Annotated in this window: 13 protein-coding genes; 10 read left to right on the top strand and 3 right to left on the bottom strand. The window is 63.8% G+C overall.

Annotation, left to right across the window (positions count from 1 at the left end; translation table 11 throughout):
* The first annotated feature begins 31 nt into the window (after positions 1-31).
* The 7 genes from BHMPCIPO_RS21455 to BHMPCIPO_RS21485 all read left to right on the top strand — a co-directional run bounded on the left by BHMPCIPO_RS21455 (position 32) and on the right by BHMPCIPO_RS21485 (position 7,185).
* Positions 32-550 (top strand): ubiquinone biosynthesis methyltransferase UbiE, encoded by a 519-nt coding sequence (locus BHMPCIPO_RS21455; protein ID WP_173518849.1) that lies wholly within the window; start codon positions 32-34, stop codon positions 548-550.
* On the top strand, positions 547-1,722 hold the full coding sequence (locus BHMPCIPO_RS21460) for a class I SAM-dependent methyltransferase (RefSeq protein ID WP_173518850.1): 1,176 nt from the start codon (positions 547-549) through the stop codon (positions 1,720-1,722). The genes BHMPCIPO_RS21455 and BHMPCIPO_RS21460 overlap by 4 nt, the downstream gene beginning before the upstream one ends.
* Entirely contained in the window at positions 1,719-4,079 is a 2,361-nt protein-coding gene (locus BHMPCIPO_RS21465; protein WP_173518851.1) for a SpoIIE family protein phosphatase, read from the top strand. The genes BHMPCIPO_RS21460 and BHMPCIPO_RS21465 overlap by 4 nt, the downstream gene beginning before the upstream one ends.
* A gap of 4 nt (positions 4,080-4,083) precedes the next feature.
* Positions 4,084-4,644, top strand: a complete 561-nt coding sequence (locus tag BHMPCIPO_RS21470) for a slr1658 superfamily regulator (RefSeq protein WP_173518852.1) — start codon at positions 4,084-4,086, stop codon at positions 4,642-4,644.
* Positions 4,645-4,657: 13 nt separating this feature from the next.
* Entirely contained in the window at positions 4,658-4,999 is a 342-nt protein-coding gene (locus BHMPCIPO_RS21475; protein ID WP_173518853.1) for a slr1659 superfamily regulator, read from the top strand.
* A 207-nt stretch (positions 5,000-5,206) separates the two neighbouring features.
* On the top strand, positions 5,207-5,884 hold the full coding sequence (locus BHMPCIPO_RS21480) for a FadR/GntR family transcriptional regulator (RefSeq protein ID WP_173518854.1): 678 nt from the start codon (positions 5,207-5,209) through the stop codon (positions 5,882-5,884).
* A complete protein-coding gene (locus BHMPCIPO_RS21485) occupies positions 5,881-7,185 on the top strand; it encodes a CynX/NimT family MFS transporter (RefSeq protein WP_173518855.1) in 1,305 nt (434 codons plus the stop codon). Before BHMPCIPO_RS21480 ends, BHMPCIPO_RS21485 begins: the two co-directional genes overlap by 4 nt.
* Positions 7,186-7,272: 87 nt before the next feature.
* On the opposite strand, the gene BHMPCIPO_RS21490 is transcribed toward BHMPCIPO_RS21485, so the two are convergent.
* A complete protein-coding gene (locus tag BHMPCIPO_RS21490; RefSeq protein ID WP_173518856.1) occupies positions 7,273-8,490 on the bottom strand; it encodes an MFS transporter in 1,218 nt (405 codons plus the stop codon).
* Between the two features lie 320 nt (positions 8,491-8,810).
* Here BHMPCIPO_RS21490 and BHMPCIPO_RS21495 point away from each other — a divergent pair, with 320 nt between their 5' ends.
* Together BHMPCIPO_RS21495 and BHMPCIPO_RS21500 are read left to right on the top strand one after the other, a co-directional pair.
* Positions 8,811-10,031 carry a winged helix-turn-helix domain-containing protein gene (locus BHMPCIPO_RS21495; RefSeq protein WP_173518857.1) on the top strand — a complete coding sequence of 407 codons (1,221 nt, stop codon included), beginning with the start codon at positions 8,811-8,813 and terminating at the stop codon, positions 10,029-10,031.
* 10 nt (positions 10,032-10,041) lie between these two features.
* Positions 10,042-10,683: a Vgb family protein gene (locus BHMPCIPO_RS21500; protein WP_173518858.1), complete on the top strand. Its 642-nt coding sequence runs from the start codon at positions 10,042-10,044 to the stop codon at positions 10,681-10,683.
* A gap of 13 nt (positions 10,684-10,696) precedes the next feature.
* On the opposite strand, the gene BHMPCIPO_RS21505 is transcribed toward BHMPCIPO_RS21500, so the two are convergent.
* Complete coding sequence (locus tag BHMPCIPO_RS21505) at positions 10,697-11,893, bottom strand: MFS transporter (protein WP_173518859.1); 1,197 nt, start codon at positions 11,891-11,893, stop codon at positions 10,697-10,699.
* A gap of 103 nt (positions 11,894-11,996) precedes the next feature.
* Between BHMPCIPO_RS21505 and BHMPCIPO_RS21510 the strand changes: the two genes are divergently transcribed.
* Positions 11,997-12,890 carry a LysR family transcriptional regulator gene (locus tag BHMPCIPO_RS21510; RefSeq protein WP_173518860.1) on the top strand — a complete coding sequence of 298 codons (894 nt, stop codon included), beginning with the start codon at positions 11,997-11,999 and terminating at the stop codon, positions 12,888-12,890.
* A 97-nt stretch (positions 12,891-12,987) separates the two neighbouring features.
* On the opposite strand, the gene BHMPCIPO_RS21515 is transcribed toward BHMPCIPO_RS21510, so the two are convergent.
* The gene (locus BHMPCIPO_RS21515; protein WP_173518861.1) at positions 12,988-13,818 is read right to left on the bottom strand and encodes an alpha/beta fold hydrolase; all 831 of its coding nucleotides are present in this window, start codon (positions 13,816-13,818) and stop codon (positions 12,988-12,990) included.
* Positions 13,819-13,889: the final 71 nt, after the last annotated feature.

Raw genomic sequence — 13,889 nt, forward strand, 5'->3', positions numbered from 1 at the left:
GCAGAGTTCGGGGTGGGGAGGACATTGCTGCATGGGTGCAAGTGTCAATGAGACCACGGAGACGGCTTTCGAGCCCTTGCTTCAGTTCGATATGGAGATGGAGATATTCCTCTCGGATTGGCAGCATTGCGATCATGTTTCGAGCTACCTCGCCCGTATGATCAGCCACAACAGAACCGATCCCGTGCGGCATTCGAACTTCTTCTCCTCCGCTCTGAACGAGCTTCTGGAGGTCTCGTTTCGCGGCGGCACCACCGACGGAAAGATCGGCCTGTCGATCTACCGCCAGGGAGGCACGGAACGGGTTCAACTCAGTTTCCCATGCCCGCCAGGTCAGGCGCGTTTCTACCGCGAGGCCGTATCCAAAACCCGCGAGAGCGATGCTCAGGCCCGCTATCTCGACGCCATTTCCAACGACCTCGCCCCGAGCCGAGAATCGGTGCTTCTGGATCTCGCCGTCAACTATGACGCCCGCCTTCGGTTGGACGAACGCGAGGCACCGGCCATCACCCTGATCGTCGACCTGCCTCTTGAAGGAATGGTGAGTTGATCACCGCGGGCCTTACTCAGCGCTTCAAAGTCGCATTCGACCCGAACAGCCAGATCTTCTCGCTCGCCGGAACGATCCGTCCGCGATCGATCGATGAGATCGCCGAGAGCATTCATGCGCTGCGCGAAGCAATCGATGCGGTGCGAGGCGTTCTCTATATCGACGTGAAGCGCCTCATCCAGATGAACAACACGGCCTTCCAGGCCTTCATCCGGGTCGCGCTCGATGCCTGCCGCGAGCGGTCGGACCTGCGTCTGATCATCATCACCTCGAGCGTCGTCGGCTGGACGACAAGGATGTTCAGGCACTTGAGCACGATTGAGCCGCAGATCTCCGTCGAGGTCTACGATTCGATGTTCTACCCCGGCCAAAGCTTCGTCGAGGATACGAGCTTCATTCCCATCCTCCGCGCGCAGACGAAAATGACCTGGCGCCACGAGCGCACCATCCTGCCGCGCCACGGCATGCGGCCCGGCATCGCCATGGCCGACATCTGCTGCGGCATCGGCGATTTCGCCGTGCTCGCGCAGAAGGAGTTTCAGCCGGCCCGAATCGTGGCCCTCGATCATTCCCGCGCGAGCCTTGCCTACGCGCGCACGGTGGCCGCCGATTTCGGCGTCACCGGCATCGAATACACGTTCGGCGACGCTTCCGAGATGCTGCTCGAGGACAACCAGTTCGACTTCGTGACCTGCCGGCATTCGCTGCAGATCTTCAATCAGCCGGAGCTGCTTCTCAAGGAGCTCTATCGGATCGTGAAGCCGGGCGGCCGCGTCTACATTACCAACGAGAAGAACTCGCACTGCCTCGGCGAGCCACGGGCGCAAAGCATCCAATGGACCTATAATGAGCTCGCGAGGCTGTTGAGCCACTTCGAGATGGATGTGGAGCTCGGCCCGAAGAGCCGGCGCTATCTCGCCGACGCGGGCTTCGACGACATCCTGGTCGAATCCTTCATGGTCACCAATCTCGACGGCGACCCGCAGGATTTCGCCGACGTCATCGCCGGATGGGAGAAGATGTTTGCGGCTATGGCGACGAGACACGGCGAAACACCCGAATTCATCGACCGTTTTCGCCAAGGCTTCCGCGATCACATCTTCGCGGCGCTGCATCCGAAGGGCTATGCAGGCTGGCCGATCTGGGCAGCGTCCGGACGCAAACCGCTATGAGCGAGAACAATGTCCAACGTCCCCGGTTCGGTTTGAGATCCTTTCGCGCAAAGTTCGTGCTGGTCGTCGGCAGCGCCGTGCTCTTCGACCTCCTGGTCACAGGCGGCCTGGCGCTCTGGAACGTTCAAAGATTGTCGCGCGACGCGACGACGGAGGTCGGGCAGGGCCTGGAAAAGGCAAACAAAGATTACATGCTCACCTACGCGGAATCGACGGCCGCGCGGGTTGATCTTCTGCTCGGCCAGGTTCACGCCGACGTCGCCACGCTCGCGGGCGTGCTCCAGGCGCAGATCGACCGCCCCATGCGCAGGTCCGACGTCGGAGAGGCGCTTGCGCGGCACGCACCGGAATCCGTTACCGTGGCTTACGATCCCAAAGGTGGGTGGGCGCAGAACCTTCCGGGACCGCTCTCGAGCGTCAGCGTTTGGAGCTATCTCCTTGGCCCCGACCGCCGGCCGCTACCCGAGGTGCAGACCGATATCGAGAACAGCGCCGTTCTCGATCTGGTTGCTCCCGCCCTGCTTGCGCACGGGCGTTCCAAACTGCAGATGTACTACGTCGGACCAAAGGAGCGGCCGATCTTGCGGATGGCGCCCTATGCCGATCAGGCGCAGACGTTCGACCGCCTCTACCCCGGTCACAACGAGGCCAACTTCTGGAACTTCTTCTTCCCCGGCCTCTACGAGTCCTGGGAGGGATGGGCGAAGGATCCCGGCCTCAGGCCCGTTGCAGTCGATACCACGCAAACGGCACCTTATACGGATGCTGCCTCGGGAAAGCTGATCGTCAGCTTCTTCCAGCCGCTCTGGACGCGCGACCGCAAGGGTGTCGCCGGGGCGGCCGGAACCGATATCACGCTCGATCAGCTGGCCGAGGTTGTCGAAAGCGTCAAAGTCGGCGACAGCGGGTTCGGTTTCCTCGCCATGTCCGACGGCAACGTGGTTGCCATCAACGGCGTAGGAGAAAAGGTCATCGGCCTGCAACGATCGAGCGAGACCGGCAGCCAGGGTGTCACGGGCCTTAATCGCTCGCTGCACCAAAGTGTGCAGCCGGCGATCGCGCAACTGCCGCTCGGCGCCGACGGCGCGATACAGCGCGTACTGCTCGACGAGGCCGGCGAGAAGGTGCCCTATCTCATCCTCTTGAAGCAACTCGAGCCGGCGAATTTCTGGGTATCCGGCCCCGTTCGCCGCGAGACCATGTCGCTCGGCATCGTCGTGCCCGAACGCGAGATCTACGCCTCGTTGTTTGCGGCGCAGGCCGGTATTTCCGAAGCAACGAACCGTATCCTCGTCTATCAGATTCTCGCTCTGCTTGCCTCGCTGCTGTTCGTCACGCTTGCAGTGTTCGGCATTTCCAAGCGGGTCACTCGCGGCATCAGCGCCCTTGCCGGAGCGGCAACACGGATCGAGGCCAAGGACTATTCGGTTCGCGTTCCGATTACGACGCGCGACGAGGTCGGCGAAGCCGGTATCGCCTTCAACCGGATGGCTGAAGAGATCAGCTACCACACCGAGAACCTCGAAAACCTGGTGACCGAGCGCACAAAGCAGCTCGAGGACGCCAACCATCAGATTTCGACGCTGAATACGCAATTGCGCAGCGAGAACCTGCGCCTCGGCGCCGAACTCGCGGTCGCCCGGCAGATCCAGATGATGGTGCTGCCCAGGGCCCGTGAGCTCGCGGAAATCGCCGAACTCGAGATCGCCGCCTATATGCGACCGGCCGACGAGGTTGGAGGCGACTACTACGACGTGCTTCGCGACGGGGAGCGGCTGAAGATCGGTATCGGCGACGTGACCGGCCACGGGCTTGAAAGCGGCGTGCTGATGCTGATGGTGCAGTCCGTCGCCCGGGCCTTGCAGGAAGCCGGCGACATGAACCCGCAAGAGTTCCTCAACCGCCTGAACCGCGCAATCTACAAGAACATCGTGCGGACCAATACCGACAAGCATCTGTCGCTCGCCTTCCTCGACTACGATGACGGCCGCCTGACCCTGTCGGGGCAGCACGAGGAACTAATCGTGGTGCGCAAGGGTGCCGAAGTCGAGCGGATTGACACGCTCGACCTTGGTCTGCCCATCGGCCTCGAATCCGACATCTCGCGCTTCGTCGCGACCCGCGAAATTTCCTTCGGGCACGGCGACATGGTCGTGCTGCACACGGATGGCGTGACCGAGGCGGTGAACGCCAAGGGCGAAATGTTCGGCATTGAGCGGCTGTGCGCGAGCGCAGGCAAATTTTACGGGCAGAGCGCCGAAGAGGTCAAATCGGGTATCATCGAGGACCTGATGGCGCATATCGGCAAGCAGAAGATATATGACGACATCACGCTCGTCGTCATGAGACACAGGTGATCAGATGACCACGCTCTACGGACTGGCGGACCTGACGATCGGCGCCCACCAGAGAATGACGCGGCTGCGTCTTTATGACGGTCCGCTCGATCTGAGCTGGAAGCATTGCGCCATGGCTTCGGATTTCGTGGCCGAGCTCGCGGCGCTGCGCTACCGCGCCTCGCGCAATGTCTACCGCGAAGTTCGGCACAACATCGGCTATCTGACCAACGAACTGGTCGAGAATGCGGTGAAGTTCCGTGCATCGGGCGCCGTTGTCGTGGAAGCGGGTCTCGAAGCGAACAGCTTCCGCACGAAAGTCTCCAACATCATCGACAACGAGACGGCTGTCCGCTTCCAGTATCTGCTTTCGGAGATCGCCGAAAGCGACCCGGGAGACCTGCTCATCGAGCGTATCGAGGCCAACGCAACGGGGCTGGGTAAAAGCGGCTCGGGGCTTGGTCTTTTGACGCTGATGAGCGATTATGGCGTTCGTTTCGCTTGGGTTTTTGGCGCCCAGGGAGACGGTGGCGAAACCTCGCTGGAGACCTATGCCTCCATCGCGGTCCCAGACCTCTCGAACTGATGAGCCGGAGAACATGGAAAACAAGGACGAAGAAGAGTATCGCGTTTGGTCCGAAGGCAACGATATTCATTTCGAAGGCACCATGCGGCTGCCCGGAACGGAAGCCTATGCCCCGATCTTCTCAACTGTCATGGGCGTGCTCGAAGCCGAGCCTGAGCACATCACGATCGATCTCACCGAATTGCAGTTTCTGAACTCGTCCGGGATCAACTTGCTCGCCAAGCTGACGATCGAGGCGCGCAACCGGCCAAACGTGCAATTGACGGTGCGCGGAACCGCAGAGATTCCGTGGCAATCGAAGTCCCTGCCGAACCTCAAGAAACTGCACCCCGGCCTCGACCTCAGGCTCAATTGAGGCCGGCCGTTCGGCGGCTTCGCGGCCCGCTCAAAGCGATGACGTCAGGCCAGCGCTCCCTTGCCGGCGGCGCTGGTTGATGCCGGCAAGACAGATTTCAAGGGAAGAACCCGATGCAGCTCGGCCCTCGGCTGCGCTCTATGCTGATTGACTGGCGGAGCAATCCGACTTATTGATAAAATCATCTGATGACTTGATGAGCAGATGATGCAGCCGATCAATCGTACCAATCTCGCCGAGAGCGCGGCCGAAAGCCTGCGTGCGGAAATCCTCAGCGGCCGCTGGGCGGTCGGGGAGCGTATTCCCAACGAAACGGCGCTCACCGAGTTGCTCGCCGTCAGCCGAGGCACGGTGCGCGAAGCCGTACGGGTCCTGATCTCGAAGGGCCTGCTCGACGCCCGCCAGGGCTCCGGCACCTATGTCCGTTCGACCGTCGACGCCTCCGGCGCTCTCGACCGGGTCAAGCGCACGAGCCTGCGCGATCAATGGGAAGCGCGCGCGGCACTCGACGTCGAGGCCGCCCGGCTGGCGGCACTGCGCCGCACGCCTGAAGACCTCGAGCGCCTGTTCAAGCTGCTTAGGGCGCGCGGCACGGTGGCCGACGGCGGACGTGAAGCTTTCAGCCAACGCGACATCGCCTTCCACCGATCGATCGTCGAGGCATCGGGCAATCGCGCCATCATCGAACTCTACGATTTCTTCACCTCCGCCATCCTCGAGACGATCCACTCGACGCTCAATGGCGACCTGCCAGAACCTGACGACCGGGCGCATGCGGCGATCGTCGAGGCCATCGCGACCGGCAATCCGGACGAGGCCGCAGCCTCGGTCCGGGCGTTCATGGCCCCGGTCCTCGCTGAACTTGATCGGCTTCTCACCCAATGAACCAGACTTTTCGTACTCCCCACACGGCCGAGACCGCCGAGCGGCTGGACCTCGAAGACCAGCTTATCGATGCCGAGGCCGACAGCCTGCCGGCGCCGCAGCCACCCGTCCTGAGCCGCAGCGCCCGTATCCTTCTGGGCGTGAGCCTCGTCCTGATCGCCTTCAACCTGCGGCCGCTGTTTTCCAGCCTCTCGGTGCTGCTGCCCGAGGTCATGCAGACGACCGGCCTGTCCACCGCCGGCGCCAGCGTGCTCACCACCCTGCCGGTGGTCTGCCTCGGCATCTTCGCGCCGCTTGCGCCGAAACTCGCGCAACGTTTCGGCGCCGAACGCACTCTTCTTGGCGTGCTGCTGCTGCTGACGCTCGGCACGGGCCTGCGCGGCATCCAGTCGGTGCCACTGCTATTCCTCGCAACCTTTGCCGCCGGTGCGGCGATCGCGATCGGCAACGTCCTGCTTCCCGGTCTCGTCAAGCGTGACTTTGCCGACCGGGCCGCGATGATGACGGGTCTCTACACGATGGCGCTCTGCGCCGGCGCGGCGAGTGCCGCCGGTCTCACTTTGTCGATCGAGCATCATGTCGTCAGCTCCTGGTCCGGCGCGCTCGCGGCCTGGGCGGTGCCGGCGCTCATCGTGGTGATGATCTGGGCGCCGCAGGCGCTGCGCGGCAAGGCGCAGGCCCGCCACAGCGGCTTCCGCGTCGTCGGCCTCTGGCGCGACGGGCTCGCCTGGCAAGTGACCCTTTTCATGGGACTGCAATCGGCCCTCGCCTATTGCGTCTTCGGCTGGATGGCGCCGATCCTCCGCGAGCGCGGCCTCGATGCCGCCACCGCCGGTGCGGTCGTTTCGGCCTCGATCATGATGCAGGTCGTCACCTGCCTGCTCGTTCCTTCCTTTGCCGTCAGGCGTCGAGACCAGCGTGCCGTCTGTGTTGCGCTCGTGGGCGCGGCCGTCTTTGCGCTCATCGGCATCCTCTTTGCGCCGATATCGACGGTTCTCATCTGGGCCGTGCTGCAGGGCATCGGACAGGGCGGCCTGATCGCCGCGGCGATGACCCTCATCGTGCTCCGCTCGCCCGATTCCCATGTCGCCGCCCACCTCTCCGGCATGGCCCAGGGCGTCGGCTACGTGCTTGCCGCCATCGGCCCGCTGCTCGTCGGTTTCATCCGCGGCTGGACCGGCAGCTTCGCCGCCAGCTCCGTTCTCTTCATCGCCCTCGGCACCGGTGTGGCGATCATGGGGATGGGCGCAGGCCGGGCGCTCCATGTCGGCGCCCGGACTGTCCGGATTGACGATCGTTAAAGCAGACCAGGCCTCTCGGGGCAGGCATCGATCGGATCGGGCTCCATTTCTTAGGTGGGGCCCATTCTGTCGATCTCCGCGGCTGCATCACGCCGCCGCAGCAACCGCCTGCTGATAGCGCGGTGCAGGCCTGAACGTCAGCGCGATCAGGAATGCCCCGAGGCCGATACCCCAGGAGCCGACATAGAGCCAGGTGTAGCTTGCCAGCGCATCGTAGATCATGCCGCCGGCAATCGGTCCCGTCGCCATCCCCAGGCTGCCGGCCATGGCCGTTCCACCGATGACGGTTCCCATCATCCGCAAGGGGAAATTCTCGCGGGCAAGCACGGCATAAAGCGGCATGACGCCGGCATAGATGAAGCCGAACAGGGCCGCGACGGCATAGAAAGAGCCAAGCCCCGCCGCAAAGACATAGGCCAGCGCCCCGAAGGCCTGGGCGAGCAACCCGAGAACCAGGACGCGCTTTGCCCCGAAGCGGTCGCCGAGCAGACCGAACACCACGCGCCCGCCCATGCCGGCCAGTCCCTCGACGCTATAGATCGACACGGCCGCCATCACCGGAATGCCGCATGTGACGGCATAGCTCACCGTATGGAAGATCGGGCCCGAATGGGTGGCGCAGCAGAAGAAATTCGTCAGCAGCAGGATGATGAAGAGTGGCGATTTCAGCACCTGGCTCGTCGTCATCGACGAATGCGCCTCGTCCTCCGGAGATACCGCGGCAGCGCCCGCTGCGAATGCCGGCGGCTGGCGAACGAGAAGCGACACCGGGATCATCACGACGGCGACGACGACCGCGATGATCTGCAGTGCGGTTCTCCAGTCGTAGCCTGAAACCAGCCAGGCCGCGAAGGGCGACATCGTCATCGGCGCCATACCCATGCCGGCCGAAACGAGCGAGACCGCGAGGCTCCGGTGCGTGTCGAACCAGCCGGTGACGCAGGCCATCATCGGCGCGAAAATCGCCGCCGCTGCCGTGCCGACGACGACCCCGAAGACGATCTGGAAGACGATGAGGGACGTTGCCCAGCTTGCTGCCATCAGGCTGACGGCCAGCAGCACCGAGCCGATGAGCACGATCGGCCGTGCGCCCCAACGATCGGAGAGGCTGCCCCAGGCAATGCTGGCGAAGGCCATCGCCAGGAAGCCGATGGTCATCGCACTGGAGACTCCGGTGACAGACCAGCCGGTATCACGCGAGATCGGCAGCAGGAAAACCGGAAGCGAGAACATGGCGCCGATCGCCAAGCAGCCAAGCAGACCACCGGCCGCCACGATAACCCAACGATAATGCGAATTGGTCATTGCAAATCTCCCTGACGGCGCCCCACTGTCGGCAGCGCCGATAACGTGCAAACTGATCGCGCAGCAGGTTGGAAGTGCAGAGCACCACCTCTTGCTCGTTGCTTTAAGACGCTGGTGCCAACCGAAATCCGACACCGTATTTTGCAGAATTTTATAATTATTGCAGGTTCGCCGGGCGTCTTCCCAGCCACGCCTGCAACCGGTCTGGATCCAGGCACTTGATCGTGCCGTGAAGGTCCTCACTGTTGTCCCGTGCCGTTCGAGCAATAGATAGAGGCCGGAGCACAAGTTGGGGGAGTGACAAGTGTGACGGGATTTCCATGGATTCGCTGATTACCGCGGCAGGCCGGGCTCTGGCGGCCGGCGATCTGCTCGGTGCGTTGAAGCGGGTCGCCTTGCGGGACGACCCTCCGGCCCTGGCGCTTCGCGGTATCGCCATGGCTCAGCTCGGAGAGCTCGGCCGCGCCAAGACCCTTTTGAAAGCGGCGGCGCGCGGCTTCGGCCCGAAGGAGGCCGTGGCCCGGGCGCGGTGCGTGGTTGCCGAAGCGGAAATCGCCATCGTCTCGCGCGATCTCTCCTGGCCGATGAAGGCGCTCGACGCCGCCCGCGCCACGCTCGAAGCCCACGGCGACCACCTCAATGCCGCACACGCTCGAAATCTCGGCGCCCGGCGCCTATTGCTTCTCGGCCGTCTCAACGAGGCCGAACACATGCTTGCCAAAGTCGATGCGGGCCGGCTGACACCGCCAGCAAAAGCCACACACGAACTCGTGGTTGCCGGCATCGCCGTTCGCCGATTGCAGACGGCCGCCGCGGCCAGCGCCTTCGCCCGGGCAACCGAAGCGGCGCGAGCAAGCGGCATGCCGGCTCTGGGCGCGGAAGTCGAAGGCGCGGCCCTTGTCCTGAAGACACCTGCGGCCCGGCTTCTGTCCAGGGGAGACGAGCGCCTGCTGCGGCTCGCCGATGTCGAAGCCCTGCTCAATTCCGGCGTGCTGGTGGTCGATGCGTGCCGGAACATCGTCCGGCGCGAAGCCTCCGCCGTTTCACTTGCAACGCGGCCGGTGCTCTTCGCGCTGGCGCGCGCACTTGGAGAGGCGTGGCCGGCCGATTTGTCGCGGCGCGCCTTGCTCGCCCGTGCGTTCGGCGCGAAACATGTCGACGAATCCCACCGGGCAAGGCTGAGGGTCGAGATCGGCCGACTGCGCGAAGAACTCCGCGCCTTCGCGGACATCATCGCGACCCAGGACGGCTTCCGGCTGGTTCCGCAGGGCGAGCACACGGTCGTCGTGCTCGCGCCGCCAGTCGATGAACGCCATGCGGCGGTGCTGGCGCTGCTTGGCGACGGCGAGGCGTGGGCAAGTTCAGCTCTCGCCATTGCACTCGCCGCCAGCCCGCGTACCGTGCAACGGGCGCTCGACGAGCTTTCCTCAGAGGGAAAGGTGCTGCCGGTCGGTCGCGGGCGGGCGCGACGCTGGGTGATCCCGCCGGTACCGACATTCCCGACAGTCTTGTTACTCCCCGGTCCACTGCCAAGCGATTAGGATTGAAACCATGAAACGATCCGAAGCCGAAATCCTCCGCGAATATGGCCCCTTCCCCGGGGCTGACCACGTCCATGGCGTCACTTTCGACGGCCGGAACATCTGGTTTGCCTCCGGCGACAAGATCAATGCACTCGACCCGGAAAGCGGCAGCACCGTGCGCTCGATCGACGTCGCCGCGCATGCCGGTACGGCCTTTGACGGCAAGCACCTGTTCCAGATCGCCGAGGACCGCATCCAGAAGATCGATCCCGATAGCGGCCGCGTGCTGGCGACGATCCCGGCACCGGGCGGCGGCGGGGACTCCGGCCTTGCCTGGGCCGAAGGGACGCTTTGGGTGGGGCAGCATCGGGGCCGGAGAATCCATCAGATCGATCCCGAGACCGGCGCAATCCTGCGCACCATAGAGTCCAAGCGCGTCGTGACCGGCGTCACCTGGATCGATGGAGACCTGTGGCACGGCACCTGGGAAGGCGACGACAGCGACTTGAGGCGCATCGACCCTGAAACGGGGTCGGTGCTCGAGCGGATCGTAATGCCATCGGGCACCGGTGTCTCGGGGCTGGAGTCCGACGGCGGCGATCGCTTCTTCTGCGGCGGCGGTGGAAGCGGAACGATCCGGGCCGTTCGCCGGCCGAAGCGGTCCCGCTGATCCTCCAGCAGTCTCAACGGTTCGACAGAGCCTGGGCCGGGCTGCGCCTTGCGCGGAGCTTCGCTGTCAGCGCCGCCACCGCAAGCACGGCGCCGAGCAGGCTGACGCCCGGCCACGCGCCACAGCTCCAGGCGGCGAAGGACAGGGCGGAACCGGCCGCTCCTCCGAGAAACATGCTGGTCATGAAGACCGTGTTGATACGGCTGCGCGCCGCAGGTTCCAGCGCATAGATGATGTGCTGGTTGGCAATCAAGGCGACCTGGATACCGACATCGAGCACGATGACGCCGGCCACCAGTCCGGCAAGCGAGGTCCACGTTCCGAGTAGAGCCCAGGCGGCGAGCGTCAAGACGGCGCCGAACCAGACGACGGACCGCGCACCTCTTCGATCTGCCATTCTGCCGGCGAGTGGTGCCGCAAAGACGCCGACCGCGCCGACAATACCGAACAGACCGGCAGTATCCGCGCCCAGATTGAAACGCGGCGTCGCAAGAAAAAGGGCAAGCACGGTCCAGAACGCCGTAAAGGATGCGAAAAGCGCCGCCTGCACCATCGAGGCGAGGCGCAACTCGGGTTCGCGCCGCCAAAGCGTGGCAAGCGAACCAAGCGCCTCGCGATAGGGCAAGCGCGATGCCGGACGCAGATCCGGCAAGGCCCGGATCATCAGCAACGAACCTGCGAGAGCAAGCGGGACACTCGCCCAGAACATCTCGCGCCAGCCGGCATGGGCGCCGACAAAGCCGGAAACCGTGCGGCTGAGCAGGATACCGGTCAGGACTCCAGCCATGACTGTCCCGATCGCCGCCCCGCGTTTGTCAGGCGTGGCAAGCATTGCAGCGAGCGGGACGATCTGCTGCGCGACGGTCGCGCTTGCTCCGAGCAGCACGGACGCGGCAATCAGCCATGACGGCGACGGAGCCACAGCCGCGGCTGATGCTGCTACAGCAACTGCCAGGAACTGGCCGACGATCAGTCGCCGCCGACGGACGATGTCCCCAAGCGGCAACAGAAGCAAGAGGCCGAGCGCGTAACCGAGTTGCGTCGCTGTCGGAAGGAGGCCGACGGCCGCCTCACCGGGAAACTCGGCCTCGATGAGACCCAGCAGCGGCTGATTGTAATAGATGTTTGCGACCGCGACGCTGCTGGCGACGGCCATGGCGTAGAGGCGGATTCGGCCGAGACCGGAATGCTCCATTTCGTGGGTAACCATTTCACTTGCCCTTCTCACTGGAGAGATGGGTTTGATCTATCTCTTTATCGATATGCGCTGTAGTGTTGTATTTCTTGGCACTAGTATATCGGAGATCGATATAATGAATCTCGATGAGGTCCGCGTCTTCGCCGCGGCGGCGCGCGGCGGCAGCCTCGCCGAAGCCGCGCGGCGGCTTGGCATCACGCCAATGATCGCGACCAGGCGGCTTGCCTCATTGGAGCAGGTGCTCGGCGTTCGGCTGATGCATCGCACGACCCGGTCACTGTCGCTGACGCCGGAGGGCGAGACCTTTCTGCCCTATGCCCAAGGCCTGCTCGAAACCGAACAGCAGGCGCGAACGCTCCTGAGTGGTGACGGGGATGGGGCGAGCGGTCTCCTGCGCGTCTCGGCGCCCGTTGCCTTCTCGATCAAGCTGATCGCTCCGCTGATCCCCTCGCTGCTTGATGACCATCCGGAACTCAAGATCTCACTCGACATGAGCGACACCATGCCCGACCTCGTGGCATCGGGCATCGATCTGGCGATCCGCATCGCACGACTGAAGGACAGCAACCTGATAGCCCGCAAACTCAGCGAAAACCCGCGTTCCCTCGTCGCCGCTCCATCCTATGTCGAAAAGCACGGACGGCCTCGGACCGGCAGCGATCTCATTCATCATCAATGCCTGCCCTTGCACGGCGTCAGCCATTGGACCTTTCTGAGCGCCGGGGCCGAGACACATGTCCGCTTGCAGAGCCGCTTCTCGTCGACGAGCATCGAGGGGTGTCATGCCGCCTGCCTCGCCGGTGCCGGCATCACACTGCTATCGGACTGGAACGTTGCCGACGATCTCGACGCGGGCCGGCTGGTGCGCATTCGCCTCGAAGACGCGGAGGCCGAGACTTTGGCGATCTGGGCGGTCTACCCGACGACAAAGCTCGTCGCGCCCAAGGTACGGGTCTTCATCGACCGGTTGATGCGCGCGCTTGGTGAAACCGCGAAGGCACGCGCTTGAGCAACAAAGACCCGCACCGCGATCATGGCGGTGCGGGCACCAACATTCATCCCGGCACGGTCCGCTGTCCCGAGACGCTGCGGATCATGCCAGCCTTTTAGGCCTCGATGAAGGCAAGCAGGTCAGGATTGATGACATCGGCATGGGTCGTCAGCATGCCGTGTGCATAGCCCTCGTAGACCTTGAGCGTACCGTTTTTCAGGAGCTTGACCGCAAGCCGCGCACTGTCGTCGATCGGAACGATCTGGTCGTCGTCGCCATGCATGACCAGCGTCGGCACGTCGATCGCCTTGAGGTCTTCGGTGAAATCGGTTTCGGAGAAGGCCTTGATGCCCTCGTAATGGGCCTTGGCGCTTCCCATCATGCCTTGGCGCCACCAGTTCCGGATCACACCCTCGGACGGCTCGGCGCCCGGCCGGTTGAAGCCGTAGAAAGGGCCGGTCGGAACATCGAGGAAGAACTGGGCGCGATTGGCGGCCAGTGCCGCCCGGAAGCCGTCGAACACCTCGATCGGCAGGCCGCCGGGATTGCTCTCGGTCTTGACCATGATCGGCGGCACGGCACCGACGATGATGAGCTTGGCGACCCGGCCGCCGCCGTGGCGCGCCACATAGGCGACCGCTTCACCACCGCCTGTGGAGTGGCCGATATGCACGGCGTCGCTGAGACCGAGCTTGGTGGTGAGTGCGGCCACGTCCTTGGCGTAGTGGGCAATATCGTGACCTTCGCTCACCTGTGTCGAGCGACCATGGCCGCGGCGGTCGTGGGCAATGACGCGATAGCCCTTGTTGACGAAATAGAGCATCTGCGCGTCCCAATCGTCTGCCGACAGCGGCCAGCCATGGTGAAAGACGATTGGCTGGCCCGTGCCCCAATCCTTGTAGAAGATGTCGACGCCGTCTTCAGTCCTGACGAAGCTCTCGGTCATGGGAATGGTTCCTTTGCTTGGGTTCTATTGCATGTTTTCAGGCACGTTCCGTGGCGCTGGCTTCGCGACAT

It is taken from the genome of Ensifer sesbaniae (assembly GCF_013283665.1).
Lineage (GTDB): Bacteria > Pseudomonadota > Alphaproteobacteria > Rhizobiales > Rhizobiaceae > Ensifer > Ensifer sesbaniae.

Coding starts and splice junctions, on each gene's coding strand:
- BHMPCIPO_RS21515 (WP_173518861.1), bottom strand. CDS start 13,818: ATGACCGAGAGCTTCGTCAGGACTGAAGACGGCGTCGACATCTTCTAC.
- BHMPCIPO_RS21465 (WP_173518851.1), top strand. CDS start 1,719: ATGAGCGAGAACAATGTCCAACGTCCCCGGTTCGGTTTGAGATCCTTT.
- BHMPCIPO_RS21505 (WP_173518859.1), bottom strand. CDS start 11,893: ATGGTTACCCACGAAATGGAGCATTCCGGTCTCGGCCGAATCCGCCTC.
- BHMPCIPO_RS21470 (WP_173518852.1), top strand. CDS start 4,084: ATGACCACGCTCTACGGACTGGCGGACCTGACGATCGGCGCCCACCAG.
- BHMPCIPO_RS21475 (WP_173518853.1), top strand. CDS start 4,658: ATGGAAAACAAGGACGAAGAAGAGTATCGCGTTTGGTCCGAAGGCAAC.
- BHMPCIPO_RS21495 (WP_173518857.1), top strand. CDS start 8,811: ATGGATTCGCTGATTACCGCGGCAGGCCGGGCTCTGGCGGCCGGCGAT.
- BHMPCIPO_RS21480 (WP_173518854.1), top strand. CDS start 5,207: ATGCAGCCGATCAATCGTACCAATCTCGCCGAGAGCGCGGCCGAAAGC.
- BHMPCIPO_RS21455 (WP_173518849.1), top strand. CDS start 32: ATGGGTGCAAGTGTCAATGAGACCACGGAGACGGCTTTCGAGCCCTTG.
- BHMPCIPO_RS21500 (WP_173518858.1), top strand. CDS start 10,042: ATGAAACGATCCGAAGCCGAAATCCTCCGCGAATATGGCCCCTTCCCC.
- BHMPCIPO_RS21490 (WP_173518856.1), bottom strand. CDS start 8,490: ATGACCAATTCGCATTATCGTTGGGTTATCGTGGCGGCCGGTGGTCTG.
- BHMPCIPO_RS21485 (WP_173518855.1), top strand. CDS start 5,881: ATGAACCAGACTTTTCGTACTCCCCACACGGCCGAGACCGCCGAGCGG.
- BHMPCIPO_RS21510 (WP_173518860.1), top strand. CDS start 11,997: ATGAATCTCGATGAGGTCCGCGTCTTCGCCGCGGCGGCGCGCGGCGGC.